Annotated in this window: 18 protein-coding genes and 3 pseudogenes; 15 read left to right on the top strand and 6 right to left on the bottom strand. The window is 67.5% G+C overall.

The genetic code is table 11. The annotated features are described in order from the left end of the window. Positions 1 to 41: 41 nt before the first annotated feature. The 3 genes from ABD286_RS02570 to ABD286_RS02560 are packed head-to-tail and all read right to left on the bottom strand — an operon-like array spanning position 42 to position 2,259. Entirely contained in the window at positions 42 to 701 is a 660-nt protein-coding gene (locus ABD286_RS02570) for an anti-sigma factor family protein (protein WP_056914738.1), read from the bottom strand. Then, the gene (locus ABD286_RS02565) at positions 698 to 1,279 is read right to left on the bottom strand and encodes a sigma-70 family RNA polymerase sigma factor (RefSeq protein WP_235530613.1); all 582 of its coding nucleotides are present in this window, start codon (positions 1,277 to 1,279) and stop codon (positions 698 to 700) included. Before ABD286_RS02565 ends, ABD286_RS02570 begins: the two co-directional genes overlap by 4 nt. Positions 1,280 to 1,317: 38 nt before the next feature. Continuing rightward, positions 1,318 to 2,259, bottom strand: a complete 942-nt coding sequence (locus ABD286_RS02560; protein WP_344189957.1) for a LysR family transcriptional regulator — start codon at positions 2,257 to 2,259, stop codon at positions 1,318 to 1,320. Positions 2,260 to 2,366: 107 nt separating this feature from the next. Between ABD286_RS02560 and ABD286_RS02555 the strand changes: the two genes are divergently transcribed. From ABD286_RS02555 to ABD286_RS02505, 11 genes and pseudogenes are all read left to right on the top strand, one after another. Beyond that, the gene (locus ABD286_RS02555; protein ID WP_056914736.1) at positions 2,367 to 3,515 is read left to right on the top strand and encodes a TDT family transporter; all 1,149 of its coding nucleotides are present in this window, start codon (positions 2,367 to 2,369) and stop codon (positions 3,513 to 3,515) included. Between the two features lie 266 nt (positions 3,516 to 3,781). Further along, positions 3,782 to 5,233 (top strand): YncE family protein, encoded by a 1,452-nt coding sequence (locus tag ABD286_RS02550; protein ID WP_082552966.1) that lies wholly within the window; start codon positions 3,782 to 3,784, stop codon positions 5,231 to 5,233. Between the two features lie 143 nt (positions 5,234 to 5,376). After that, entirely contained in the window at positions 5,377 to 6,141 is a 765-nt protein-coding gene (locus tag ABD286_RS02545) for a CHRD domain-containing protein (protein ID WP_056914734.1), read from the top strand. After that, entirely contained in the window at positions 6,141 to 6,866 is a 726-nt protein-coding gene (locus tag ABD286_RS02540) for a class F sortase (protein ID WP_056918544.1), read from the top strand. The genes ABD286_RS02545 and ABD286_RS02540 overlap by 1 nt, the downstream gene beginning before the upstream one ends. Before the next feature lie 131 nt (positions 6,867 to 6,997). Then, positions 6,998 to 7,914, top strand: a pseudogene (locus ABD286_RS02535) (IS3 family transposase); the annotation flags it as partial. 46 nt (positions 7,915 to 7,960) lie between these two features. Further along, positions 7,961 to 9,358: pseudogene (locus ABD286_RS02530) on the top strand (IS30 family transposase). A gap of 7 nt (positions 9,359 to 9,365) precedes the next feature. After that, a pseudogene (locus ABD286_RS02525) lies at positions 9,366 to 9,656 on the top strand (integrase core domain-containing protein); the annotation flags it as partial. A gap of 38 nt (positions 9,657 to 9,694) precedes the next feature. Beyond that, positions 9,695 to 10,633 (top strand): hypothetical protein, encoded by a 939-nt coding sequence (locus ABD286_RS02520; protein ID WP_157581279.1) that lies wholly within the window; start codon positions 9,695 to 9,697, stop codon positions 10,631 to 10,633. Positions 10,634 to 11,021: 388 nt separating this feature from the next. Then, positions 11,022 to 11,465, top strand: coding sequence for a thioredoxin domain-containing protein (locus tag ABD286_RS02515; RefSeq protein WP_162246818.1), 444 nt, complete (start codon positions 11,022 to 11,024; stop codon positions 11,463 to 11,465). 333 nt (positions 11,466 to 11,798) lie between these two features. Further along, positions 11,799 to 12,680 (top strand): cytochrome c biogenesis CcdA family protein, encoded by an 882-nt coding sequence (locus tag ABD286_RS02510; RefSeq protein ID WP_344189947.1) that lies wholly within the window; start codon positions 11,799 to 11,801, stop codon positions 12,678 to 12,680. 426 nt (positions 12,681 to 13,106) lie between these two features. Further along, positions 13,107 to 14,285, top strand: a complete 1,179-nt coding sequence (locus ABD286_RS02505; protein ID WP_344189945.1) for an IS110 family RNA-guided transposase — start codon at positions 13,107 to 13,109, stop codon at positions 14,283 to 14,285. Between the two features lie 434 nt (positions 14,286 to 14,719). On the opposite strand, the gene ABD286_RS02500 is transcribed toward ABD286_RS02505, so the two are convergent. Then, the gene (locus ABD286_RS02500; protein WP_056914727.1) at positions 14,720 to 14,923 is read right to left on the bottom strand and encodes a hypothetical protein; all 204 of its coding nucleotides are present in this window, start codon (positions 14,921 to 14,923) and stop codon (positions 14,720 to 14,722) included. A 56-nt stretch (positions 14,924 to 14,979) separates the two neighbouring features. Between ABD286_RS02500 and ABD286_RS02495 the strand changes: the two genes are divergently transcribed. The 4 genes from ABD286_RS02495 to ABD286_RS02480 all read left to right on the top strand — a co-directional run bounded on the left by ABD286_RS02495 (position 14,980) and on the right by ABD286_RS02480 (position 19,605). Beyond that, positions 14,980 to 15,435 (top strand): DUF6153 family protein, encoded by a 456-nt coding sequence (locus ABD286_RS02495; protein ID WP_056914726.1) that lies wholly within the window; start codon positions 14,980 to 14,982, stop codon positions 15,433 to 15,435. Positions 15,436 to 15,523: 88 nt separating this feature from the next. After that, positions 15,524 to 16,126: a DUF305 domain-containing protein gene (locus tag ABD286_RS02490; protein ID WP_056914725.1), complete on the top strand. Its 603-nt coding sequence runs from the start codon at positions 15,524 to 15,526 to the stop codon at positions 16,124 to 16,126. 183 nt (positions 16,127 to 16,309) lie between these two features. Further along, on the top strand, positions 16,310 to 18,688 hold the full coding sequence (locus tag ABD286_RS02485) for a heavy metal translocating P-type ATPase (RefSeq protein WP_056914724.1): 2,379 nt from the start codon (positions 16,310 to 16,312) through the stop codon (positions 18,686 to 18,688). 86 nt (positions 18,689 to 18,774) lie between these two features. After that, a complete protein-coding gene (locus ABD286_RS02480) occupies positions 18,775 to 19,605 on the top strand; it encodes a F510_1955 family glycosylhydrolase (RefSeq protein WP_056920578.1) in 831 nt (276 codons plus the stop codon). 783 nt (positions 19,606 to 20,388) lie between these two features. On the opposite strand, the gene ABD286_RS02475 is transcribed toward ABD286_RS02480, so the two are convergent. Together ABD286_RS02475 and ABD286_RS02470 are read right to left on the bottom strand one after the other, a co-directional pair. Next, complete coding sequence (locus ABD286_RS02475) at positions 20,389 to 21,627, bottom strand: TraC family protein (protein ID WP_056920585.1); 1,239 nt, start codon at positions 21,625 to 21,627, stop codon at positions 20,389 to 20,391. A 251-nt stretch (positions 21,628 to 21,878) separates the two neighbouring features. After that, positions 21,879 to 23,327 (bottom strand): SCO6880 family protein, encoded by a 1,449-nt coding sequence (locus tag ABD286_RS02470; RefSeq protein ID WP_056920577.1) that lies wholly within the window; start codon positions 23,325 to 23,327, stop codon positions 21,879 to 21,881. Between the last annotated feature and the right edge of the window lies 1 nt (position 23,328).

The raw sequence follows: 23,328 nt of genomic DNA, 5'->3' as shown, positions 1-23,328 counted from the left end.
GAGGCGTACGCCGGAACCTGGACAACGGTTCAGCGGCGACCTCAGATGTCGGTCGACAGCAGCAGCGTTCCGTCGGTGGTGGCGACGCGCACGGCCGCGACGTCGGTGCGGGCCAGGGCGCTGGCTCCGGTGACGTGGGCGATGCCGTCGGGTGTGGAAGCCCAGGTCGCCGCTTGTTCGCGGGTGCCGTCGGTGGCGATCACCCACACGATGAACCGTTGGTCCTTGGGCAACGCGGACAGGTCGAGATCGATCGAGGTGCCCCACGGTCGAGCGGAGAGGCTGGTCTGGCCGCGCGCTGGGCTGCCTTGGACAGCGACAAGATGCAGGGCTGCAGGGTTGGTCTGGGGGGTGTCCCTGTGCCCGGCAACCAGTCCCGCTGTCGTGGCGCCGAGGCCGAGCACCAGTACCGCAGCGGCCGCGGAACCGAGCAGCGAGCGGCGTCGTCGGCGGCGACGTCCCTGCCGGAGGGCCCCAACGGCGCGGGTCAGCGCACCGTCGTCCAGTTCGGCTGTAGTGCTCGAGTTGGGTCCGTGCCCGAGCCGCAGTAGCGATGGCAGGCCTGCGTAGGCGGCGACCTCGTTGCGACAGGTGGGGCAAGTGCTGAGGTGGCCGTCGAGCAGGGCTCGGTCGGCCGCATCGAGTCCACCCAGCACGTAGGGTCCCAGCAGTTCACGCACCCGGTCGTGTTCGGAGCTCATCGTGTCATTCCCATCTCTTCGAATGCGGCACGCAGCACACGGACTGCGTAGTAGGCACGCGACTTCACGGTGCCGGCCGGGATGCCAAGCAGTTGGGCGGTCTCGGTGACTGTCGAGCCGCCGTAGTAGAGGTGGTCGACCACGGCCCGGTGCTCGCTCGAGAGTCGTTCCAGTGCCTGGTCAACCATCCAGGCGTCGACCTGGGCATCGAGCCTGTCTTCGACCGGTTGCGCCGCAAGAACTTCCTCGTCGGTGACCAGTCGCGGGCGGCGCTGCTCGGCGCGCCAGATGTCGATGACCACGTTCTTGGCCACGGTGAACAGGTAGGACCGTGGGTCCCCTCGTCGCGGGTCGATCAGATCCAGGTTCCGCCAGGCCCGCAGCATCGTCTCCTGGACGACATCCTCGGCCTTCGCCCGGTCATCGACCAGCCGCAGCACGAATGCGAACAACACCCGCCCATGCAGCCGGTACAGCTCCGCCAGCAACTCCTCCTCGCTGGCGGGCGTCCCTGCCTTTCCCACCTTGGACCGGCGCGTGCGGGGTCGCCACGACTCGGTCGGACCATCGCTGCTCACAAAGAGGTGTACGCCTTTTCCTGATGAGCGGTTCACCCCTACTTTGCGCCGGTTCTCTGATGCCCTAGTCGTTGCTCGGCTGCGCGGGCGATCGAGACCAGTTCGCGGCCCGGCCCAGCGGGTGGCTGCCTGGTGCCTACCCACACGGCGCGGAAGACGCGCTTGAGGTCGAGATTTTCAGTCGGCACCACCACGAGATGGCCGGAGTCCAGATCACGTGAGACAAAGCGATGACTGAGGAAGGCCGGCGAGCTGCCAGCAAGGACCGCCTCGCGGATGGAAGTCGCCGTGGTCAGCTCGACAACCGCGTCGCCCATCGTCAACCCTTGCTGACCAAGGGCCACCTCCAGGACCTCGCGGGTCCCAGAGCCACGTTCGCGGCTGGTCAGCGGCAGCTCTGCGACCTCCGCCGGAGACAGGGGGGTGCGTCGCCGGCTGATCGGCGTGCCAGCCGCGGCCACCAGGACGAGCTCGTCGTGTCCGATCGAAGCACAGCGCACTCCCCTGGGTGCCTCGACGCCCTCGACGAAACCCAAATGCGCGGTTCCGTCACGAACCGCTTCGACTACATGCGAGCTGTTGGAGGCGTTCAGGCTCACCGCCGTCGGCAGGTGTCCCTCGCCCTGCTGACGCTGACGGAGGAGGACCAGCCAGCGGGGGATGAGGCTTTCGGCGATGGTCATGCTGGCCCAGACTGAGAGCTCGCGACTGCGATCGCCACGGAGCCCCTCGATCGCGGTGTCGATCTCGTCCGCGACCTCGATCAGCCGGGCAGCCCACTCGGCCACCACCACACCGGCAGGGGTGAGCTTCGATCCGCGGGCACCCCGATGCACCAGGGTCAGGCCGGTCTGAGCTTCCATCGCACGCAGGCGTTCTGAGGCTGCTTGCTGGCTGATGCCGTTGGCTCGAGCAGTGCCGCCGATGCTGGCATGCTGGGCGATTCCCACCAGCAGCCTCAGCCCGTCGAGTTCTGGCACATGAGGTGAGGGCACACACCCACCCTACAGCACCCACAAGCCAAGGTTGTGCATCCACAGTCGGCTGGGGACTACTGACGACTGTGGCCTGCTCGCAGACTGGATACGTGAACACTCTTCAAGCCGCAACCGGCAATGTCGACCAGCACGCTGAGGGCAATCGTTCCTTCCTGACAGCTCTCGAAGGGCAGCCCGCGTTCGGGTTCATTGGCCCTAACTGGTTCGCCTGCGTGATGGGCACCGGCATCGTCGCGAATGCTGCCGCAACCTTGCCCGTCAAGGTGCCAGGACTGCTGCTGTTCGCGCGGACCGTGTGGGTGCTGGACGGGGTCTTATTGGCAGTTATCGCTGTTGCGACGCTGATCCACTGGACGCGACACACGAGCACTGCCCGCGGACACCTCGCCAACCCGGTGATGTCCCACTTCTACGGCGCCCCGGCGATGGCGTTGATGACCGTGGGAGCAGGTGCCCTGCTGGTCGGTCAGCCGCTGGTGGGCCAAGGCACCGCCGTCGGCATCGACTTCGTGCTCTGGACCGCAGGCACCCTGCTGGGCCTCTGGACCGCGGCGGCGGTGCCGTACAAGGCCTTCACCACCCACGACGTGAAGCAGGACGCCGCCTTCGGCGGCTGGCTCATGCCGATCGTGCCACCCATGGTCAGCGCCGCCACCGGCCCGTTGCTGCTTCCCCACCTACCCGCCGGTCAGTGGCAGCTGTCCATGCAGCTGGCCTGCACCATGATGTTCGGATTGACGATCGTTGCGAGCCTCATCGTGATCACGATGATCTGGAGCCGGCTGGTGCATCACAAGGTCGGGCCCGCCGCGGCGGTTCCCACGCTGTGGATCGTGCTCGGTCCGCTGGGCCAGTCGGTCACCGCCGCGCACACCCTTGGTGCCACCGCCACGAGCGTCCTCCCAGCGCCCTACGGCTCCGCCCTCGAGGCGATGGGTCTGGTCTACGGGGCACCCATGTGGGGGTTCGCGATGCTCTGGCTCACCCTTGCGACCGCGATCACCGTGCGCACCGCTCGGCACGGGATGCCGTTCTCGCTGACCTGGTGGTCCTTCACCTTCCCCGTGGGCACCGTCGTCACCGGTACGTCGGGACTGGCTGCTGCCACCGGCGCGCGCTTCCTCGTGGTCGCCGCCGTCGTCTTCTACGTAGGGTTGCTGGTCGCCTGGGCGACAGTTGCGGTCCGCACCGGACGCGGAGTATTCCACGGACACCTGCTGCGCGTCCCTGCCCAATGACCCGGCCCCTGTTCTCCGCTGGATTCGGGCAGGCCGGCAGCCGACAGCCAGCATGCGTACGCCTCGTTGAGTTGAACGGTTCAGGCAGGGTGTCCGGGCGCCACCGGTGAACCGTTCGGCAGTTACGCGCGTACGCAAGAAGAGGAAGGCCGATCTTTCGCACCTCCGACGTGGGCTGGGGAGCCGAATCCCCGAACCACCAGTGTGTCCAACCGCGCGGCCCGACGACAACGCAAGAGGGTCGCCACGTCACTACAAGGAGCCTGATGCAACTCGTTCACCTTTCTTCCCGGCGCCGCCTGCTGGCGGCCGGTACGGTGCTGGCCCTGGCTGCCGGCGGGACCGCCGTTGCGCTGGGCGCCGGACCGACCCAGGCCAGCGCCTCTCACCCTGCGGATCCCATCCAAGCTCCCGCGCTGCCGGGTGCTCCGCCGATCGGCCGGGCCGATCGGGTTTATACCGCCGACCAGACCTCCAACACCGTCACCGTGATCGACCCCAGCACCCGCAAAGTTCTGGGCACGATCCCGTTCGGGGACCAGCGCCTGGGCGGCGATCTCGGACCCCAGTACCTCAAAGACGTCGATGTCCACGGCCTCGGGTTCTCCCGCGACGGCAGGTATCTCAACGTCGTGTCGGTGACGACCAACACCGTCACCGTGGTGCGGACGGTCGACAACACGGTGATGTCCAAAACGTATGTCGGCAGGGCCTCGCACGAGGGCTTCTTCGCTCCCGACGGCAAGACCGTCTGGGTGGCCGACCGGGCGCTCGCCCGCGTCGACATCGTCGACGCCCGTCACGGTGGCATCGTCGGGCACGTCGCCACCGGCGACGGACCGTCGAAGGTGCTGTTCAGCCCCGACGGCCGGTACGCCTACGTCAACCACCTCCGCTCCGCCACCATCGACGTGGTCAAGGTGTCCTCCCGCAAGGTGGTGCGGCGCATCAGCGGCCTCGCCGACGTGTTCTCCTCCGACATGGCGCTCTCACCCGACGGCACCGAGCTCTGGGCCGCACACAAGAAGGTCGGCAAGGTCACCGTGATCGACCTGCAGGCCGGTCGAATCACCAGCGTCCTAAAGACCGGCCCGGATACAAACCACCCGGCGTTCGTGACCACCCCGCGCGCGGGATTCGTCTACCTCACCGTGGGTGCTGAGAACACCACCAAGATCTACCGCCGACACACCGGCGCTGCACCCACCTTGGTCGGTGCGGTGCCTTCCAGCGGCGTGGAACCGCACGGCATCTGGCCCAGCCCCGACAACTCCACCGTGTACGTCGTCAACGAGCACTCCGACAGCGTCGACATCATCGACACCGCCACCCGCAAGCGAACCGATACCCTGCGGGTCGGTCAGGAGGGCCAGGCCCTGGTCTACGTCGCCGGCGCCGTCCCCTCGGGCCCGGGCACCCAGCACCTCACCCGGCAGGGTCTCGACCAGCCTGTCCGCAACGCTGACGCCGCCGTCGCCGGGCCGGGCAAGGTCGCCGTGACCGTCCGCGCAGTCGCGGGTCTCGACATGGTCCAGCTCCAGGGCAGTGGTCTGACCCCGAACACCACCTACACCGCGTCCGCCCGGCACGCTGACGACCTGATCCCGTTGCTCTCGTTCACCGCCGACGCCACCGGCGCCCTCCCGCAGGCATTGGCCTTCGTCAAGTTCCTCGGCGTCTACGACGTCACTAGCGTGCAGGTGCGACCGGCCGGCTGAATGCCTGTGCCAAAAGGTCGTTTCCGGTGCGAAGTTCCAGTCAGAGTTCGGGACCCATCCACTTCGTTGAATGGCTCCGAAGCGCCCAAACCCAATGCTCAGCCCACGGCAGCCGCTGGTTGCCCGACAAAGGAGTCACCTGAATGCGTACTACCACCAAGATTGCCACCGTTGCCCTCGGGTCTGCGGCGCTCCTTCCCTTCCTCGGTGCAGGCATCGCCCAGGCTGCTGACGGCAGCACCATGGCAACCCTGCGTCCCGTGGCGCTGAACGGCGTCGACGCCAGCGGCACCGCAATGGTGACCGTGAAGGGGACGAAGATCGACGTCACCATGGCCGCTACCGGCCTGCTGAAGGACAGCCCCCACGCTGCCCACATCCACTTCGGCGCCGACGCTCGCCACGAGTGCCCAAAGGCCTCTGACGACAAGAGTGGTGACGGCACCTTGACGACCACCGAGGGTGGTCCGGCCTACGGCCCGGTCGTCGTGTCGCTGACCAAGACCGGCGACACCTCGCCCAAGAGTGGCCTGGCCGTCGACCGTTTCGACACCGCCCCCGGCGGCAAGTTCAGCTATGAGCGTGGCAGCATCACTGTCTCCTCCGAGCTGGCCCAGGCGGTCACCGATGGCCAGGCTGTCGTGGTCGTCCACGGTGTGGACCACAACGGCAATGGCAAGTACGACGGGGCCACCAAGAGCGACCTCGACCCGAAGCTGCCGACCGAGGCGACCGACCCGGCCATCTGTGGCGTCCTCAACGCCGCGCCCGCCGGCGGCATGGACACCGGCGCCGGTGGCACCTCCACCCCGAACAACGAGGGCATGCTCCTGCTCGGTGGCGGCCTGCTCATCGCCGCCGTCGGCTCCGGTGCCTTCACCGCTCGCAAGGCTCGCAACCGCGTCTGATGTCCGCATCCTCGGAGTTCGGTGACCGCCGTGGCAGCATTGCCGCGGCGGTCACCGTCGTGCTCCTCGTCGTCGGAGGGGTGCTGGTCGCCAAGTCCTTGACGGGCAGCGACGCGCCTCCGCAACCGGACGCGTCACAGGCCGAGGCGACCACCTCGGCGCCCAGCACGCAGCCGCCGACGAGCACGCAGACGCCGACGTCGTCGGAGGCGGCCACGAAGTCGCAGGCGCCGGCCACGCCGCAGAGCAGCTCCGACTTCGGGCCCATCCTGGAGCCCAGCGCACCGACCTCGCTGACCATCCCGTCCATCGGGGTGCGCACCAGGGGCATCGTCGACCTGGGCCTGGACAAGAACGGCAGGCTCGAGGCGCCAACCGACTTCGACCGGGCGGGCTGGTACGCCAACGGCCCGACGCCCGGCGAGTTCGGGCCGGCAGTCATCGGCGCCCACGTCGACAGCAAGGCCGGTCCCGCCGTCTTCTACCGGTTGGGCTCGTTGAAGAAGGGCGCGACCCTGTCCGTGGGCCGCGAGGACGGGTCGACCGCGCGCTTCCTCGTCGACCGGGTGGCGCGCTACTCCAAGGCCGACTTCCCGACGTCGACCGTGTACGGCGACACCGGGGGCCGCGCCGAGCTGCGCCTCATCACCTGCGGCGGTGCCTTCGACCAAGCGACCGGGCACTACGTCGACAACATCGTCGCCTTCGCCCACCTCGTGAGGTAGGTCCGGGGCCGCCAGACGCCGCTTCTCTACGACGGCCGACTCGTCCGCGGCGGCTCGCCCATGGGTCTGCTGCACGAACAGGTGACACCTGATCTGCGTCGATTCGTGTCGGCGCTGGAAGGATGTGCACCATGCCCAAGGCGTTTCCCAAGGAGTTCCGTCAGGACGTGATCCGGGTCTACCGCGACTCGGACGCATCGATGGCCCAGGTCGCGAAAGACTTCGGCATCTCGGCGTCGTGTCTGAAGCGGTGGCTGACGATCGACGAGCGCAGCTCATCGGTCTCGTCTGGTTCGAGCCGGCGGGGCGATGAATCCGAGGCGTTGCGTGAGGCCACCAAGCGGATCAAGCTGCTCGAGCAAGAGAACGAGGTCCTGCGCCGCGCTGCGGCGTACCTGTCCCAGGCGGACCTGCCGGGAAAATGATGTACCCGCTCGTCCGCGAGCTAGCCGTCGACGGGATTCCCGTCACGGTGACGTGCCGGGTACTGAAGATCGCTCGCCAGCCCTACTATCGCTGGCTGGTGAACCCGGTCACGACCGCCGAACTGGTTGCGGCCTACCGCGCCAACGCCCTGTTCGACGCCCACCGTGACGACCCTGAGTTCGGCTACCGTTTCCTGGTCGACGAAGCCCGCGACGCCGGCCAGGTCATGGCGGAGCGGACCGCGTGGCGGCTCTGTTCGCAGCTGGGCTGGTGGTCCGCGTTCGGCAAGAAGCGTGGGCGCAACGGCAAAAAGGCCGGTCCACCGGTCCACGACGACCTCCTGGCGGTCACCGACGACAAGGGGCGGACCCGGCACGAGTTCACCGCCCACCGCCCGAACCAGTTGTGGCTGGCCGACATCACCGAGCACTGGACCGGTGAGGGGAAGCTGTACCTATGCGCGGTCAAGGACGTCTACTCCAACCGCATCATTGGGTACTCGATGGACTCACGAATGAAGTCACGCCTAGCCGTCGCCGCACTCGACAACGCCGTCGCCAGGCGCCGGGCCGAAGGCGCCGACGTGGCCGGTTGCATCCTGCACACCGATCGCGGATCGCAGGGCGGATTCAACTGGTCGTCGCAACACCCCGTCATGGAGGTGTTGAGTGGCTCGTCGTCAACAGGCAGCGGATCGGGCGATTCGACCAAAGCTGCGGTCGCCGGGTGCGCCGAGGTTCCAGCGTCATGTCCAAGTGGCGTTCTGGGAGCAGATCGCCGAAGGGTTGCTGCCTGAGGAGGCTGCCGGGGTGATCGGCGTGGCACAGGCGGTCGGTGCGCGCTGGTTCCATCACGCTGGCGGCATGCCGCCGTTCGACCTGAAGTTCACGCCCACGGGCCGGTACCTATCCTTCGCTGAACGGGAGGAGATCGCGCTGCTCAGGGCCCAGGACAGGGGCGTGCGCGAGATCGCGCGAGAGATCGGCCGTGACCCGGGCACGGTGTCACGCGAGCTGCGGCGCAACGCCGCCACCCGTGGTGGGAAGCTCGAGTACCGGGCGTCCGTCGCGCAATGGAAGGCCGACATGACCGCCAAACGCCCGAAGGCGGCGAAGCTGGTCACCAACCCGCGATTGAAGATATACGTCCAGCAGCGGCTGGCGGGGCAGATCAGCCTGCCGGACGGCACCCCATTCCTGGGTCCGACACCACCGCGGTTCACCGGCCGGAACAAGCCGCATCGCAAGGACCGCCCGTGGTCGTTGGCGTGGAGCCCGGAGCAGATCAGCCATCGGCTCAAGGTCGACTTCCCCGAAGATGAATCCATGCGCATCAGCCACGAGGCGATCTATCAGTCGCTGTACATCCAGGGCCGTGGGGCGCTCAAACGTGAGCTGGTCTGGTGCCTGCGGACCGGTCGCGCGTTGCGGGCCCCGCGGGAACGATCGCGGCGCAAGACCTGGGCACATGTCACTGCCGAGACTCTGATCAGCGAGCGGCCCTGCGAAGCAGAGGACCGCGCCATTCCGGGGCACTGGGAAGGCGACCTGCTGATCGGGCTGGAGCGCTCCGCGATCGGCACCGTGGTCGACCGCACGACCAGGTTCACGATGCTGGTCCACCTGCCGCGTGAGGAGGGCTACCGGCACAAACAGACCCCGAAGAACGGGCCGGCGCTGGCTGGCTACGGGGCGATCACGATGAAGAACGCGCTGGCAAACACGATGAAGACCTTGCCGACACAGCTGGCCCGGTCGCTGACGTGGGACCGCGGCAAGGAGATGTCCGCTCACGCCAAGTTCACCGTCGAGACCGGAATCCCGGTCTTCTTCGCCGATCCCCAGTCGCCGTGGCAGCGCGGCACGAACGAGAACACCAACGGCTTGCTACGCTAGTACTTCCCCAAAGGCACCGACCTCGCGCGCTGGTCCGCCGAGGAAATCCAGGCGGTCGCTCAGGCACTGAACACCAGGCCTCGTAAGACCCTCGGCTGGAGAACGCCAGCCGAGGCGTTCAATGAGCACCTACTGTTGCTCCAACAAGCCGGTGTTGCATCGACTGGTTGAACCTGGTCAGTTTCGAAGCCGGAAACTCGTCCGCACACTCAACCGCCACACCATGGTCGGATCCATGGGCCGCGTCGGCGCCGCCGGTGACAACGCGGCCATGGAGTCCTTCTTCAGCCTGCTGCAAAAGAACGTCCTCAACCGGCGCCGCTGGGCCACCCGCACCGAACTTCGGATCGCGATCGTGACCTGGATCGAGAGGACCTATCACCGCCGCCGACGGCAAGCCACACTCGGCCGATTGACCCCCGTCGAATACGAGCTGATCATGACTACACCCGCCGCCCAGGTGGCCTAACCAAAACTGTCACCTGTTCGTGCAGCAGACCCGTGTTCATGAAGAGCACCATCGCCGTGAACACCGCCGAGGGCACAGTGACGCTGCCCCTGCAGCAGGGACTGCACGACGGGGCAACCGTCTGGTACGTCGTCACGGAGTCCTCGAACCGCGACGACGCGCAGCGTCGGGGCGTGAACTATTCGCCGAAACTCGTGAACGCGCTCGGCACCGCCGCGGTCCAGTCGGCCCGCAGGATCGGATCGCAGCTGGCGTTCAGCGGCACGGTGGACTTCAGTCCCACGCGTGTCGTGGTGCCCGGCCCGACGGCCTTCCCACCCACCACCGTGCACGCCGGTGCCGTGGGCGACGCTGACTACAGCCCACTGGTGTCCGCAGACGGGCGTACGGTGATCAACGCGACGCAGGTCGCCAACGCTTCGGGCCTTCACGACGCCATCGTGGACATCAACTTCGACCGACGCCAAGTGACGCTGGACACCCTGAACGGCTTCTACGAGGGCAAGCGCGTGCAGTACCTCCACCAGGAAGCCTCCGTCGAGCTGGTGGCTGCTCTCGAGGGGTCGACGTGGGCTCCTAACCTCGATGCAGCCCCGGGGTTGGCTTCCTTCGACCGGAAGTCTTCGGCACGGGCGGCCATCATCCCCATCGTGAATGGCCCGCAAGGCGCGAACAACCCGCAGCGGCAGGGACTGCAGTCGGCCGTCGCCGGCCAAGGTGACCCGCTCAACATCACCCAGGTCGTGCCGGGCGACAACGACTACTCGCCCGTTTGGGACGTGACCCCGGCCGTTTGGACCGAGGCTGCGATCACGGCAGGTCAGCGAGTCCGGCTGACCGATCATGATGACGTCGCCAAGCTGTTCTCCGACGGACTGCTCGTCAGCGCTGGTGGTGGACCGGCCAACGCGAGCCTCGACGGTCTACGCGCACTGCCGGGCATCTCGAATTGCCCTGTGGTGGTCGAACTTGGCTGATGTAGCACTCGTCTGGAAGGGCTCGACTCGCGTCGGGCCCTTCCACAGCGCATCGCCTTGACGGACAACTACCCCAGCCCTTGAGGAATCAGCCTGGGTGCCGCCTCCAGCTAGTACCCCCAGAGGCCCGAAAGGCAGGCGACTGAAGAAGCCAGCACACCAGCGACCGGCCCAGCCCTGGACGATGGGGTAGGACCACCACCGCGAGCACCACACCACGGGGCCGGGCTCTACGCCCGCCGCCTTCCTGCTCATTGACAGGACTGTCGTTGAGCGCACCCGGAGGCGGAGGAGGACAATGAATCCTTGGAACGCGGGACCGGCAATGTTGGAAGCCTCGGGCCGGGTCTTTCTGCCGCAATATCTGTGTGCCCCACCGGGAGGTCCCATGGTCACCGACGACCAGCGCTCGTGCGAAGCATTGCCTGGACAGCCCCACAGGGCGCGCAACATGGTCGCCATGACCCGGCGCCGGGCGGTTGCGACGGCATTGTTGCTGCTGCTGACCCTTGTGGCGGTGGGTGGGTGCTCCGTTCCCACGCCGACCACGGGCGGCGGCGGCAGCACCGGTGCGGTGTCACCGTTCGCACACGTCGGCGCCATCCCGGACACGGTGTCCGGTGCCGCGTTCGATGCGGCGACCTTGACCGGCAGACCGGTCGTCCTCTGGTTCTGGGCTCCGTGGTGCACCATCTGCCGCAGCGAAGCACCAGCGGTCACCAAAGTCGCCGCCGAGTTCGCGGGGCAGGTCGACATCATCGGGGTTGCGGGTCAGGGGGGGGCAAGGGCACCATGGTCGACTTCGTCAAGCAGACCGGCACGTCCGCTCTGACCCATCTCGCTGACACCAACGGCACCGTCTGGCGCGAGTACGGAGTCACCGTCCAGCCCACCTTTGCGTTCATCACCGCCGATGGTCGAGCGGACCTGCGGGTGGGCAGCCTTGACGAGGCGACGTTGCGCGCTCGGGTGGCTGAGGTCGCCGCAGGAGCTGCGACGTCCACGGTGAGCCTGCCGCCGGGACCTACGTGCAGCAAGGCCGCTGACGGCACTCTCCTGTGTGGGTCAGCTGGCCCGGGCCAGCCCACGGGAGCCATCCCCGACCCGTCCTCGACGACGACATTGTGAGCCGTGCCGGGAGTGCCAAGGTGCCGGCGGTGGCTTGGTGACTGCCGCTGTCGTGTTGGCGGTCACGGCCGGCATGCTGGCCGCGTTCAACCCCTGCGGGTTCGCCCTCCTGCCCGGATACCTGGCCTTGTTCGTGGGACAGCCGCCCTCGAGGAGCGGGGTCGTGGCTCGCGCCCTGGTCGTCGGAGTGTCGGTGACCGTCGGTTTCGTGGCCGTGTTCGGGGCTGTGGGTGTGGGCATCTCAGCCCTGTCCCTGACGTTGGGCCCGTGGCTGTTCGTGGCGACGTTGGTCGCCGGCGCTGCGCTGCTGGTCGTCGGAGTGCTGCTTCTCCTCGGTCACGACGTGACCGTTCGGACGCCGCGTGCCCGGTCCCGGGTCGATGGTTCGGTGCGCGGCATGGTGGCCTACGGCGTGGTGTACGCGACGGTGTCACTGTCGTGCACGCTGCCGGTGTTCCTGTCGGCGGTGGCGTCGGTGTTCACCAGCGGCGCCGGGGCGTCGTTCGTGGTGGGCGTGTCTGCTGCGGTCGCGTACGCCCTGGCAATGGGACTGGTCATGACCGTGCTGGCAGTCGTCGTCGGACTCCTCGGGCGGGCTGCGATGGCGCGGGCCCGCCCGTGGACCCGCCATGTCGGGCGCGCCTCGGGGGTGGTCGTGACCGTCGCGGCCGGCTACGTCCTCTGGTACGGGTGGGTCGAGCTACAGCTCTACAACGGCAACACGGTCGCATCCGGACCGGTCACGGCTGTCGCCGAGGCTTCCGGTGCCGTGAGCCGAACCTTGACAGCGCTGGGTGCCGGGCGCTGGCTGATCGTTGTGGTGGTCGGGCTGGTCCTGTTCGTGGTGGCGTCCGTGGCGGTGCGGCGGCGCAGTGGGTTACCAGCCCGCTCTGCGGCGTCACGGCGCCGAACTCACTGAGGGTGGTGCGCGAGCAAGGCCTGGCTGTACCCGGCCGCTAGGTTCGCAGCACAGTGCACGTCCCTATCCGGTCCCGGGACTGCGGGCCAAGGTAGCCGATGCCTTCAAATTGGCTGTGAAATGTGACCGGTTCCCCACATCGGCGCTGTCTGCTCCCGACCAGCGCCGACGGCATGACTCGACCTCACGTCCGCTCATCGGCTACTTGTTTCATTGACGTCATGGCCGGGATCTGACGAGGCTCGGTCTAGGCGTTCGGGGTTGTCGCTCTCATTTCGGCTGCTCACCTCGGTGTGGCTCTCATTTGGCCTGCGCATCCCCGGACGTCGCCAGAGCGGAAGTGGCTCAAGAGGGGTTTGCCCTAGCTCGAAGTAGCGTTGCCCTCCCCGCTCGACAACCCCATCAGGTTCGAGTTCGGAGGACAACATGGAAGGCACGCCAGCACGAGTGGTCATAGGGATGGACGCGCACAAACGCTCGGTCACGATCGAAGTCATGACCGGTGGCGAATCCATCGTCGGGAAAGGACGACTCGCGACCGACCGTGACGGTCTTGCCGCGATGCGCCGGTACGTGCAGGCGTGGCCGGAGCATGTCTGGGCGACCGAGGGATGCCAAGGCATCGGCCGGCACGTGGCCAACCGGCTACTGGCCGAAGGTGAGCAGGTCCTCGACGTCCCGCCGAAGCTGTCCGCGCGGGCGCGGGTGTTCGCCACCGGTCAGGGCCGCAAGACCGATGCCACCGATGCGCACTCGGTGGCGCTGGTGGGCACCCGGATGAGTGGGCTGCGCCCGGTCGTCAACGACGAGCAGCTGGCGGTGCTGCGGATTCTGGTCGACCGGCGCCGATCCCTGGGCGAGGAGCACACCCGCAAGATGTCCCAGGTCCACCACCTGCTCCTGGAGTTGATCCCAGGCGGGGCGAAGAAGGAACTGTCCGCCGCACAGGCCAAGGCGCTGCTGGCAACCGTCCGCCCCCGTGACGCTGCGGGCAAGACCCGGCGTCGCGTCGCGGCCGAACTGGTCGCCGACCTCGAGCGGATCTATCAGCGCAAGAAGGCCGCGAACAAGGAACTGACCGCTCTGGTCGCCGCGACCGGCACCACCCTGATGGACCTGAACGGGATCGGCCCGTCCAGCGCGGCCCGGCTGCTGGTCGAGGTCGGTGACATCACCCGGTTCCCGGACAACAACCACTTCGGCTCCTGGACAGGCACCGCAGCCATCGATGCCTCCTCGGGGGACAACGTCCGCCACCGTTTGTCCCGAGGCGGCAACCGTCAGATCAACCGGGTGCTGCACATCATGGCTACCGTGCAGCTGCGTAATCCCACCGAGGGCCGCGCGTACTTCGACCGCTGCAAGGCTCGAGGGAAGACCTCGAACGAGTCGATGCGGCCGCTCAAACGCCGACTGTCCGACATCGTGTATCGGACCATGGTCAACGACGCTGCACGACACATGGCGACGGGCCCGGGAGGGCAACGAGGCAACGACTCTGACTCCAGCGCGGTCGGCTCACAACCTCACACCAACTCTTCGGACAAGCCACTTCCCGGACCCGCCACCACCCACCGTAGAACCCGACTTGCCGCCGCGTCTTGACACAGAGAGGAGCCAAAGTCGGACGGATCGTCGGCCGCAGGACCTGCGTCACATCGCCGCCTGGCGCTCACCTCGGTTGCGACTCCGGCCCTTGGCGGCAATGCCGGTGGCAGCGCAGCGTCCCTGTGTGATGCCGCCCCGGGCTCGGGCGGGTAGGGGCGCGCCTTGGCGTGACTTTCGCGGGACGTTGCCAGCGGCTTGGGAGCGCTCCGGAGGGTCCGTTGTTGATGCGCCGCGACGGATCAAGGGGGCCCCTGGAGGAGGGACGCACTGTTGCATTCAGTTAGTCGATCGCGGGCGAGGTGGTGCCGCTCTGCAAGCTGACGCGGACGGAATGTACGAGGAGCTCGCCGTGCCCTTCGTCAGAGCCGCGGGCAACGATTGCTACGCACAGCCGTCGCTCGGGCGGCGGCACGCGCCACCCCGATGCACGCTCAGCCGGACTTCCTCCACTGCTCGATGGCCGCGCGGCACTTGGCGGCCTGTTCTGGATCGTCGGGCAGGTGGAGGTTGATGGTCATGGAGTCTGGGACGGAGACCCATTCAGCGAACGTGAGCGTTGCGCCGTTGCGACGAAGCGCGTGGATGAGCGGCCCCAGGTCTCGGCCGGGCTCGGGTGCGAACTCTTCGACGGTCATGGTCGGGACGATAGCCCCGGGGTGCGCCTTGGAGCAGCGACGTAGACTCGGGAGTGATGAGCATCCAAGACCGGTCCGGGACCACGGCGCGACGCGCCTTGTGGTTCGGCGGGCTGCTCATCCTCCTCGCGGGGATCGTCGGAATGCATGGCCTGAACAGCCACAACGGTGGCATGGCCCATGACATGGAAGTGGTGTTCCACGAGCCGGTCGACGCGTCGATGCCTACGGCGCCGCTACCCGGGGCCCACGAGGCGATGGTTGCGGCCGCCCACGATGTCGGAGCTGTTGGTGCCACGGTGGTCGACGCCACGACCGGCTGGGACATGGACATGACGGCTATGTGCATGGCTGTGCTGACGATGGCTCTGCTCGTGCTGCTCCGCATGCTGAGTGGCGCCCCCGCGCTGCCCTTGTATCAGCGTGTGGCGGCCCCAGCGAGGGCACCCGGTCCGCACGGGCGTGACCCTGATCCTCCGTCTTTGATTGTTCTGTCGATTCGGCGCTGCTGACCGGCTGCGGAGCCCGTGTGTGACGCGTGGCCGATCCGCGGCTTCAGCATGCCCCCTCTACCCGACAGACCTGATTGGACGACCCGTGATGAAACGACTCTTCAGTGCCCTCGCGCTTGCCGTGGTGGCAGCGCTCGCCTTGACCGGTTGCGGCAACGCCGCAGACACCACCGCCAGTGGCAGCAACAACAGCAGTTCCAGCAGCTCAAAGGCCGACTTCAACGACGCGGACGTCAAGTTCACGCAGTCGATGATTCCTCACCATGAGCAGGCTGTGGTGATGGCGAAGATGGCCGCGACTCATGCTCAGTCAGCCCAGGTGAAGGATCTGGCCGCCAAGATCGAAGCAGCCCAGCGCCCCGAGATCGACACCATGTCCGGCTGGCTCAAGGCCTGGGGGCAGGAGCAGCCCTCCCGCGGCGGCATGGGTATGAGCGGCATGGACCACGGCTCAGATGGCATGGCAGGGATGATGAGCGACGACGACATGAGGTCGCTCGACTCGGCCAAGGGAACGAGCTTCGACCAGATGTTCCTGACGATGATGATCTCGCATCACGAGGGCGCGATCGAGATGGCCAAGACCCAACAGGCGGACGGCAAGAACGCCGACGCGGTCGCACTGGCGAAGAAGATCGAGGCCGACCAGACGGCCGAGCTCGCGCAGATGAAGGACATGTTGAAGTCATGACCCCGGCCGCCCAGGTCGACCGCACGGCCAAATCCACGTCGCGGTCGACCTGGGCCCCTCGGTAGCGCCCGCCTTGACTGGGCGTGCACCACTCTCCGAGTCGAATCCCGCCTGTCAACGCATGCAACGACCCTGTCGTTCGTTGGTTGACCAGATACCCCCAGGGGGTACACGATGAATGACATGAGCGAGCACAGCGAACACGCGCGGGTTGCGACCACGGTGAAGGACCCCGTCTGTGGGATGGACGTCGACCCCGCCTCCAGCGAGCACCACGCGTTGCACGACGGGCGCACTCATTGGTTCTGCTCCAGTCGGTGCCGTAGACGCTTCGAGGAGAACCCTGACGCCTTTCTGCATGCGGTGCCCGCTGACGCGAACGCTGATCACGGCCACGGCCCTATGGAAGGTGCGCCGGGGCAGGAAGCCAGCAGCGGTTCGGCCGGGGACTTACAGGAGTGGACGTGCCCCATGCACCCAGAGATCCGGCGCCCCGGCCCAGGCTCCTGCCCGATCTGTGGGATGGCCCTCGAACCCCTCATGGTGACCGCGGAGAGCGGACCCAGCCCGGAGCTGGCCGACATGACTCGCCGATTCTGGACCGGTGTGGCCCTATCCTTCCCTGTTGTCGTCCTTGGCATGGGCGGCGACTTGATCCCAGCGATCCACGACCTGATCTCTCCACGAGCGTCGACCTGGGTCCAGCTGGTCCTGGCCACCCCGGTGGTGCTGTGGGCGGGGGCCCCTTTCTTCCAGCGCGGCTGGACCTCGGTGCGGACCATGAAGCTGAACATGTTCACCCTCATCGCGATGGGCACGGGCGTCGCTTGGTTGTTCAGCGTGGTCGCCACCGTGGCGCCGGGTATCTTCCCGGAGGCGTTCCGGATGGACGGTGCGGTCGACGTCTACTTCGAAGCCGCCTCGGTCATCACCACACTCGTGCTGCTCGGGCAGGTCCTTGAGCTCCAGGCCCGGGAGCAGACGTCCGGCGCGATCCGGGCGCTGCTCGATCTGACCCCCGACACCGCGCGCCGGATCAACGCGGACGGCACCGAGCATGAGGTGACCCTGGACCAGGTCACGGTGGGTGACCGGTTCCGGGTCCGTCCGGGCGAGAAGGTCCCCGTCGACGGCGTGGTCGAGGATGGTCGTTCCACTCTCGACGAGTCCCTGGTTACCGGTGAGTCGATGCCGGTGACCAAGACCGTTGACGACTCGGTCATCGGCGGCACCATCAACCAGACCGGGTCGCTGGTCGTCCGCGCGGACAAGGTCGGCCGGGACACCATGCTGGCCCGGATCGTGCAGATGGTCGCCGAAGCTCAGCGTTCCCGTGCACCGATCCAGCGAGTGGCGGACAAGGTCGCCGCCTGGTTCGTGCCCATAGTCATCCTCATCGCGATCGTCGCGTTCGTGGTCTGGGCCGTTGCGGGACCAGACCCGCGCCTGGCTCACGCGCTCGTCGTGGCGGTTTCCGTCCTGATCATCGCCTGCCCCTGTGCGCTTGGTCTGGCCACACCGATGTCGATCATGGTCGGTGTCGGACGTGGCGCTGGGCTCGGCGTGCTGATCAAGAACGCCGAGGCCCTCGAACGGATGGAGAAGGTCGACACGGTCGTCGTGGACAAGACCGGGACGCTGACGGAGGGCAAGCCGTCCGTGACGCAGATCGTCACCGCGGCGGGGTTCGAGCAGGACGACCTGTTGCGGCTCGTGGCCGGGGTTGAACGTGCCTCCGAGCACCCACTGGCCACAGCCATCGTCAACGCCGCCACGGACGCTGGTCTGACCATCTCGGCCGCGACCGACTTCGACGCGCCGGTCGGCAAGGGCGTCATTGGCAGCGTCGATCAGCGCAAGGTCCGGGTGGGCAGCGCCTCATTCCTGACCGGTGAAGGACTCGACCCGAGCGCACTGACCGCGCAGGCCGACCGTTTGCGCGCCGACGGGGCCACCGTGATCTTCGCCGGTGTCGACGGCCAGGTCGCGGGGATCATCGCGATTGCCGACCAGGTCAAGGGAACAACCCCTGCGGCCGTGGTAGCCCTGCGCGCCGAAGGGGTTGAGGTTGTCATGCTCACCGGTGACGACCGCCTCACCGCAGAAGCCGTCGCTCGCCGACTTGGCATCGACCGGGTCGAGGCCGAGGTCATGCCGGACCACAAGGCCGACGTCGTCAAGCGACTACGCAGCGAGGGACGCGTCGTGGCAATGGCTGGCGACGGCGTGAACGACGCACCCGCCCTCGCTGCAGCCGACGTGGGCCTGGCCATGGGGTCGGGCACCGACGTCGCCATTGAAAGCGCGGGCATAACCCTCCTTGGCGGTGACCTGACCGGCATCTTGCGTGCACGGAAGCTCTCCGAGGCGACCATGTCGAACATCCGCCAGAACCTCGTGTTCGCGTTCGTGTACAACGTCGGGGGAATCCCCATCGCAGCCGGGGTGCTCTACCCGACCTTCGGGCTCCTGCTCTCTCCCGTCATCGCCGCAGCCGCCATGGCCCTGTCGTCCGTCAGCGTCATCGGCAACGCCCTGCGCCTGCGCGCCCGCCACATATGACCCGGACGGCACGAATGGCCGCATCAGGCCTTGACCTCGTAGGAGCCAACTTGTTCCGCCGCGCAATCACATTGGCAGCATCCTCGATGCTGGTCGCCGCCGTCGCAGCGTGCTCCTCTGGGTCGCCGGAAGGCGTGACCACTGCGCCTCCGGGATCTTCGGCACCCGCGCTGGGCCATGTCCACGGGCTAGGGGTAGACCCCGCCGACGGCACCCTGTACGTCGCCTCCCACACCGGGGTCTACCGGCTGGCAGCCAATGGCAGCGCCGACCGGGTCGCCGACCGGTACCAGGACACCATGGGGTTTGCTGTCGTCGGTCCCGGCAACTTCCTTGCCAGCGGTCACCCGGACCTGCGCGAAGACCTGCCGGGCCAACTGGGGCTGATCGAGTCCAAGGACAGCGCGAAGACGTGGACCGCGGTCTCCCTGCAGGGCAAGGCAGACTTCCACGCCATCGAACCTGCCGGGAGACGAACCTACGCATACGACTCCGTCAACGGAGCACTGATCACCTCAACCAACCGGCGGGACTGGACCGTGATGGAGAACCAAGAGCTGCTGGACCTCGCCGCCGACCCCTCCCACCCCCGCGTCCTGTTCGCCACCACGCCGGAGGGACAGGTACTCCGCTCCGAGGACGGGTCCAAACTGACGCCAGTGACTGGGGCGCCTAGGCTCGGACCGCTGGACTGGCAGACCGACGGGCCGCTCGTGGGCGTCGGTGCCGACGGGACCGTGAGCGTCAGCAGCGACGAAGGCGCCACATGGGCCAAGAAGGGCACGGTGGCGGGTCAGGTCGAGGCGCTTGACGTCATTCCGGGTCGGTGGCACGTGGCAACAGACCGCGGCATCTACGAGTCCACCGACGACGGTCAGACTTGGATGCCAGTGCTTGTGGCCACCACGAACCACTGACCCCGGCAAGCCAGATGATCGGGCTGACTCTCCCGTGCCGGTGGCGGCGGTGTCCTTGCTCCATCCCGGGTTCTACGCCCCGGGATTCCGGATTCTGGTACCTGCCGCAAGAGGTCCAACCGGGACGAAGAGGCCATCCGACCGTTTGACGCAGTGTCTTTGACCTGCTCGCGGACGGCAGCAGCGTTGCAAGCGAGGCGCATGACTTCCACATCAGCGACCAGGCGGGGTACCGGTGGCGTCGCCAGACCGGATCGACCCCGGCCTGCAGCGTGACCTGAACCCTAGAAGGCGAACCGCCACGTGAAGGAGCGGGTCGCGGAGCTGCAGCCTGAGCTTGAGCCTGAGATCGAATCGTCGCACGAGCAGTTTGCTCATACAGGCCAGCCTCGAAGGGCGGTAAGCGGCCGCCGAGGGTCACCGCACACCCTCCCTCTCGACGTCGCGTTCAGGGTTATCGTCTCTGAGTCGGGTACCACCAGCACATCAGGCGCCATCGGAGCGCTCCACTACGAGGGCTCACCCAATCGCGTTTGAACGCAAGGGCAGCAACACCTTGGTATGAGGATCGAACGAAACGCGACTCCTCCGAAACCGGGACAACTGTGGCCGATGACTGGTCCCGGGGCGCGGGATCTGCCATGGCTGGAAGACGATCATGCAACGCCAAAGGCGGCTAGCGGTCTTTCAGGTCCAGCGCGGGAGGCGCGATCCTGACCTGCGTCTTAACGCCGTGAAGATCGGCGGATCCGCCTGGTTCGGTGCCGATTACAGCCGCGTATGTCATGTTTCCGGGAATCCATTGAGCTGAACTGTCATGCGCGATGACGTGTCGAAGAGCCGGAGTTCGTTCTCGGTCGCGACGTGACGGACGACAAAGGCGCGATTGCCAACGCGCCAAAGTCCCTCTCCGACCTGCAGATCCGGGAGTTGTGCTTGCTCAGCACTCGAGAGCCCGAGTTCGAGCGCGGTCCGGGGGCCTTCGGAGATCTCCTGTTGGTAAATGATCTTGGTCGAGCAATCCGCGAGCAGTCCTCGGGCCAAGGCTCGGGCTTCGGAGTTGCTGTTGCCGACGGCGTCGAGGTCGGACAGACGGTGGACGATGAGCAAGTTGGCGATGCCCAGCCCTCGGCAGAGCTTCCACTGTGACTGCATGCGGGCGAGCAACGCCGGCTGCCGCATGAGTCTCCAGGCCTCGTCGTAGACGACCCAGCGTTGTCCACCGTCTGGTGCGGCGAGCGCTGCCTCCATCCAGGCGGAGGCGCAGGTCATGACCATGGCGATGAGCTGGTCGGCGCCTTGGATCTGGGAGAGGTCCAGCGACACCATGGGCAGTGAGGGGTCGAAGACAATCGTCGAGGGCCCGTCGAAGAGTCCTGCGAGGTCTCCGGAGACTAGGCGCCGCATGGCGTGGCCGAGGTCCCGCCCGTCTCGCGCGAGTTCGGCGCAGGTGGCCCCGGGACGTGACGACTTGGGCTCCAGGAGCGCGTCAACGACCGACGGCAGCGTGGGTGTGGGGGATTCGGCAATGGCCTCGTCCAGTGCGACGTCGAGAGCGGTGTGCTCCACCGAGCTGAGCGGGCGTCCGAGCGCCGACTCAGACAACGAGCCGAGCAGCGTCCGGCGACGGATGCGGACCAGGGTCGCCCACTGCAGGTCGTCCACGGTGCCGACTCGCGGACCGGGGTCCATGGGGTTGAGCCGGTTGGCGCTGCCACCCCCCAGCTGGATGGCCGCCCCACCGACAGCTCGTGCGACGGCGGACCATTCGCCCTTGGGGTCGCCGGGGACGTAGACCCGTCGTCCGAAGGCGATGGAGCGGGTCGCCAGCGACTTGGCCAGGCACGACTTGCCCTTACCGACGACGCCAGCGAGGAGGCAGTTCGGGTTGGTGATGACCCCCTGCCTGTAGAGGGCCCAGGGGTCGAAGCAGAAGCCGCCGCCGGACCAGGCGTCCTGCCCGACGTAAACGCCTTCGCCGCCGAGACCGGCCTCGGCCAGGAATGGGTAGGCGCCGGCCACCGTGTCCGAGGTGGCGCGGTGGGTGGGAACCCGTAGGTGACGGAGAGACCGCAGCGCCTCTGGTCCGATCTCGCCGGGTGCCGGTAGTAGCGTCGCCTGGTGCTCCTGCTCCTGCTCCTCGTGTCGCCCGACGGTTACGTCGTGTTGCAACGAGTTGGCCGATCGGCCTCGTCCCTGCGCGCGACGGCTGCTTCGCGATGCGTCGGCCTCAAGGTAGAACCCTGCTGGTGAGGCCTGTCGGCGGCGCCCTCTCATGCTGAGACCCGCCTGGCCAGGGGGAGTGAGGCTGCCGCGAAAGCTCGCGCCTGCCGACCGTACAGTCGCCTAGTCTCGCAGCCGCTCTGGATGGCGGCGCGCGAGATCTCAGCGACCGCGGCCTCCAACCCGTCGCGCGTGGCGGCCGTGATGGCAAGCATCCCGGTGAAGCGGATGTCGGCATGTCCGCTGATGAGCGCGCGTTCGCGTTCGAGGACGTCGTCGCGCTCCACCGAGTCGGAAAGGTCGGCGATGGTGCCCAGTTTGGCCTTCTGTGCGGCGTCGGTGGCGTACTCGACCTTGGCCTTGCGAATGTCTCGCAGTGCTGCCTCAGCCGACACCGGCTCGAGGGTGAGGGACAGCGTCTTGCGGATCCCCTGCTGGAACACCAGTGCGTGCAGGAAGAACGGCGGGACAGCGACACGTGGCCACTCGCTGACCCACAGCACTGCGGAGAACCCGGTGTCGTGTCGCAGGTAGTCCCAGTGCTCGTCGACGGCAACCGGGCCTGCCGTTGAGAGGGCGCAGGTGCCAAGATCTTCGCGGTCTACCACCGGGTCGTAGGCCGCCCGCAGCGTCGCAGCGAGTTCCGGCTCATCGAGCCACCCGGTCAGCTGCAAGTCGGCCGCGCGCAGGCCCGCCTCGAGCGAAGTCATCTCCTGACGCAGGAACGCGGCCGCACCGGCCATCCCACGCCCCGCCTGCCTGATGTGGCGTCTGGCCTTTCGGAGGTCGAGCGAGATAGCAATGAGCGTACGGTGGGTAGAGGCCGCCGGAGCACACGTGCGCATCAGCTCCTCGTACTCTCGCACCGCCCACTGACGTGGATCCTTGACCCCGTGGGCGTCCCACCACCCGGTGATTCCTCGACCGGAGTCCGGCAGGGACACCTCAAGCACCTGCACCCGCGCACAGGTACCGGTCGCGGAGAGTCCCGCGAGGGCGCGTCCCCAGCCGTGGACGCGACGCGCCTGCTCCTCCGGTGAGAGGAGCACGTATGCCGGGTGGCGAACGAGCGCCACGGCGGTCAGGGTCTGCGCGTGCGGGTCGTGGAGCATCGCAGCCCCGCTCTCTTCATCGATGTGGAGGCGCAGCGACGCGGCGTCCCCAGGGAGGGCCAGCGTGCCGGCCGGGCGCGGACGGTCTGGCCGCGCGCGGTACCTCGTTTGACCGCGCGCCTTCCGGAACAAGAAGTGGCCCGCCGTTGGTGCAAGCTCGGCGGCCGGTTGACCGCCCCAACGTGCAAAGGCGAGAACGAGGAAAGTGAGCCAGAGCGGCGACGAGGCCGCCGCGCCCGGGGCGCCCGCCACGAACATCATCGGGACGAAGGTCGCGGCCGCGCACGCGATGCAGGCGACTCGGAAGGCGGACAGCCCCAAGAGCAGGCCACGCCGGGGGCGTCGGCCGAAGCGGACGGTGAACTGGGACTGTGCGGCGTCAGTCATG

It is taken from the genome of Pedococcus aerophilus, from assembly GCF_039532215.1.
Classification (GTDB): Bacteria; Actinomycetota; Actinomycetes; order Actinomycetales; family Dermatophilaceae; genus Pedococcus; species Pedococcus aerophilus.
Note: the sequence above shows the minus strand (reverse complement) of the source record. Positions and strands in the feature narration are given on the sequence as shown.

Coding starts and splice junctions, on each gene's coding strand:
- ABD286_RS02495 (WP_056914726.1), top strand. CDS start 14,980: ATGAGCATCCAAGACCGGTCCGGGACCACGGCGCGACGCGCCTTGTGG.
- ABD286_RS02515 (WP_162246818.1), top strand. CDS start 11,022: ATGGTCACCGACGACCAGCGCTCGTGCGAAGCATTGCCTGGACAGCCC.
- ABD286_RS02500 (WP_056914727.1), bottom strand. CDS start 14,923: ATGACCGTCGAAGAGTTCGCACCCGAGCCCGGCCGAGACCTGGGGCCG.
- ABD286_RS02520 (WP_157581279.1), top strand. CDS start 9,695: ATGAAGAGCACCATCGCCGTGAACACCGCCGAGGGCACAGTGACGCTG.
- ABD286_RS02480 (WP_056920578.1), top strand. CDS start 18,775: ATGCTGGTCGCCGCCGTCGCAGCGTGCTCCTCTGGGTCGCCGGAAGGC.
- ABD286_RS02505 (WP_344189945.1), top strand. CDS start 13,107: ATGGAAGGCACGCCAGCACGAGTGGTCATAGGGATGGACGCGCACAAA.
- ABD286_RS02550 (WP_082552966.1), top strand. CDS start 3,782: ATGCAACTCGTTCACCTTTCTTCCCGGCGCCGCCTGCTGGCGGCCGGT.
- ABD286_RS02545 (WP_056914734.1), top strand. CDS start 5,377: ATGCGTACTACCACCAAGATTGCCACCGTTGCCCTCGGGTCTGCGGCG.
- ABD286_RS02485 (WP_056914724.1), top strand. CDS start 16,310: ATGAGCGAGCACAGCGAACACGCGCGGGTTGCGACCACGGTGAAGGAC.
- ABD286_RS02470 (WP_056920577.1), bottom strand. CDS start 23,327: ATGACTGACGCCGCACAGTCCCAGTTCACCGTCCGCTTCGGCCGACGC.
- ABD286_RS02540 (WP_056918544.1), top strand. CDS start 6,141: ATGTCCGCATCCTCGGAGTTCGGTGACCGCCGTGGCAGCATTGCCGCG.
- ABD286_RS02490 (WP_056914725.1), top strand. CDS start 15,524: ATGAAACGACTCTTCAGTGCCCTCGCGCTTGCCGTGGTGGCAGCGCTC.
- ABD286_RS02570 (WP_056914738.1), bottom strand. CDS start 701: ATGAGCTCCGAACACGACCGGGTGCGTGAACTGCTGGGACCCTACGTG.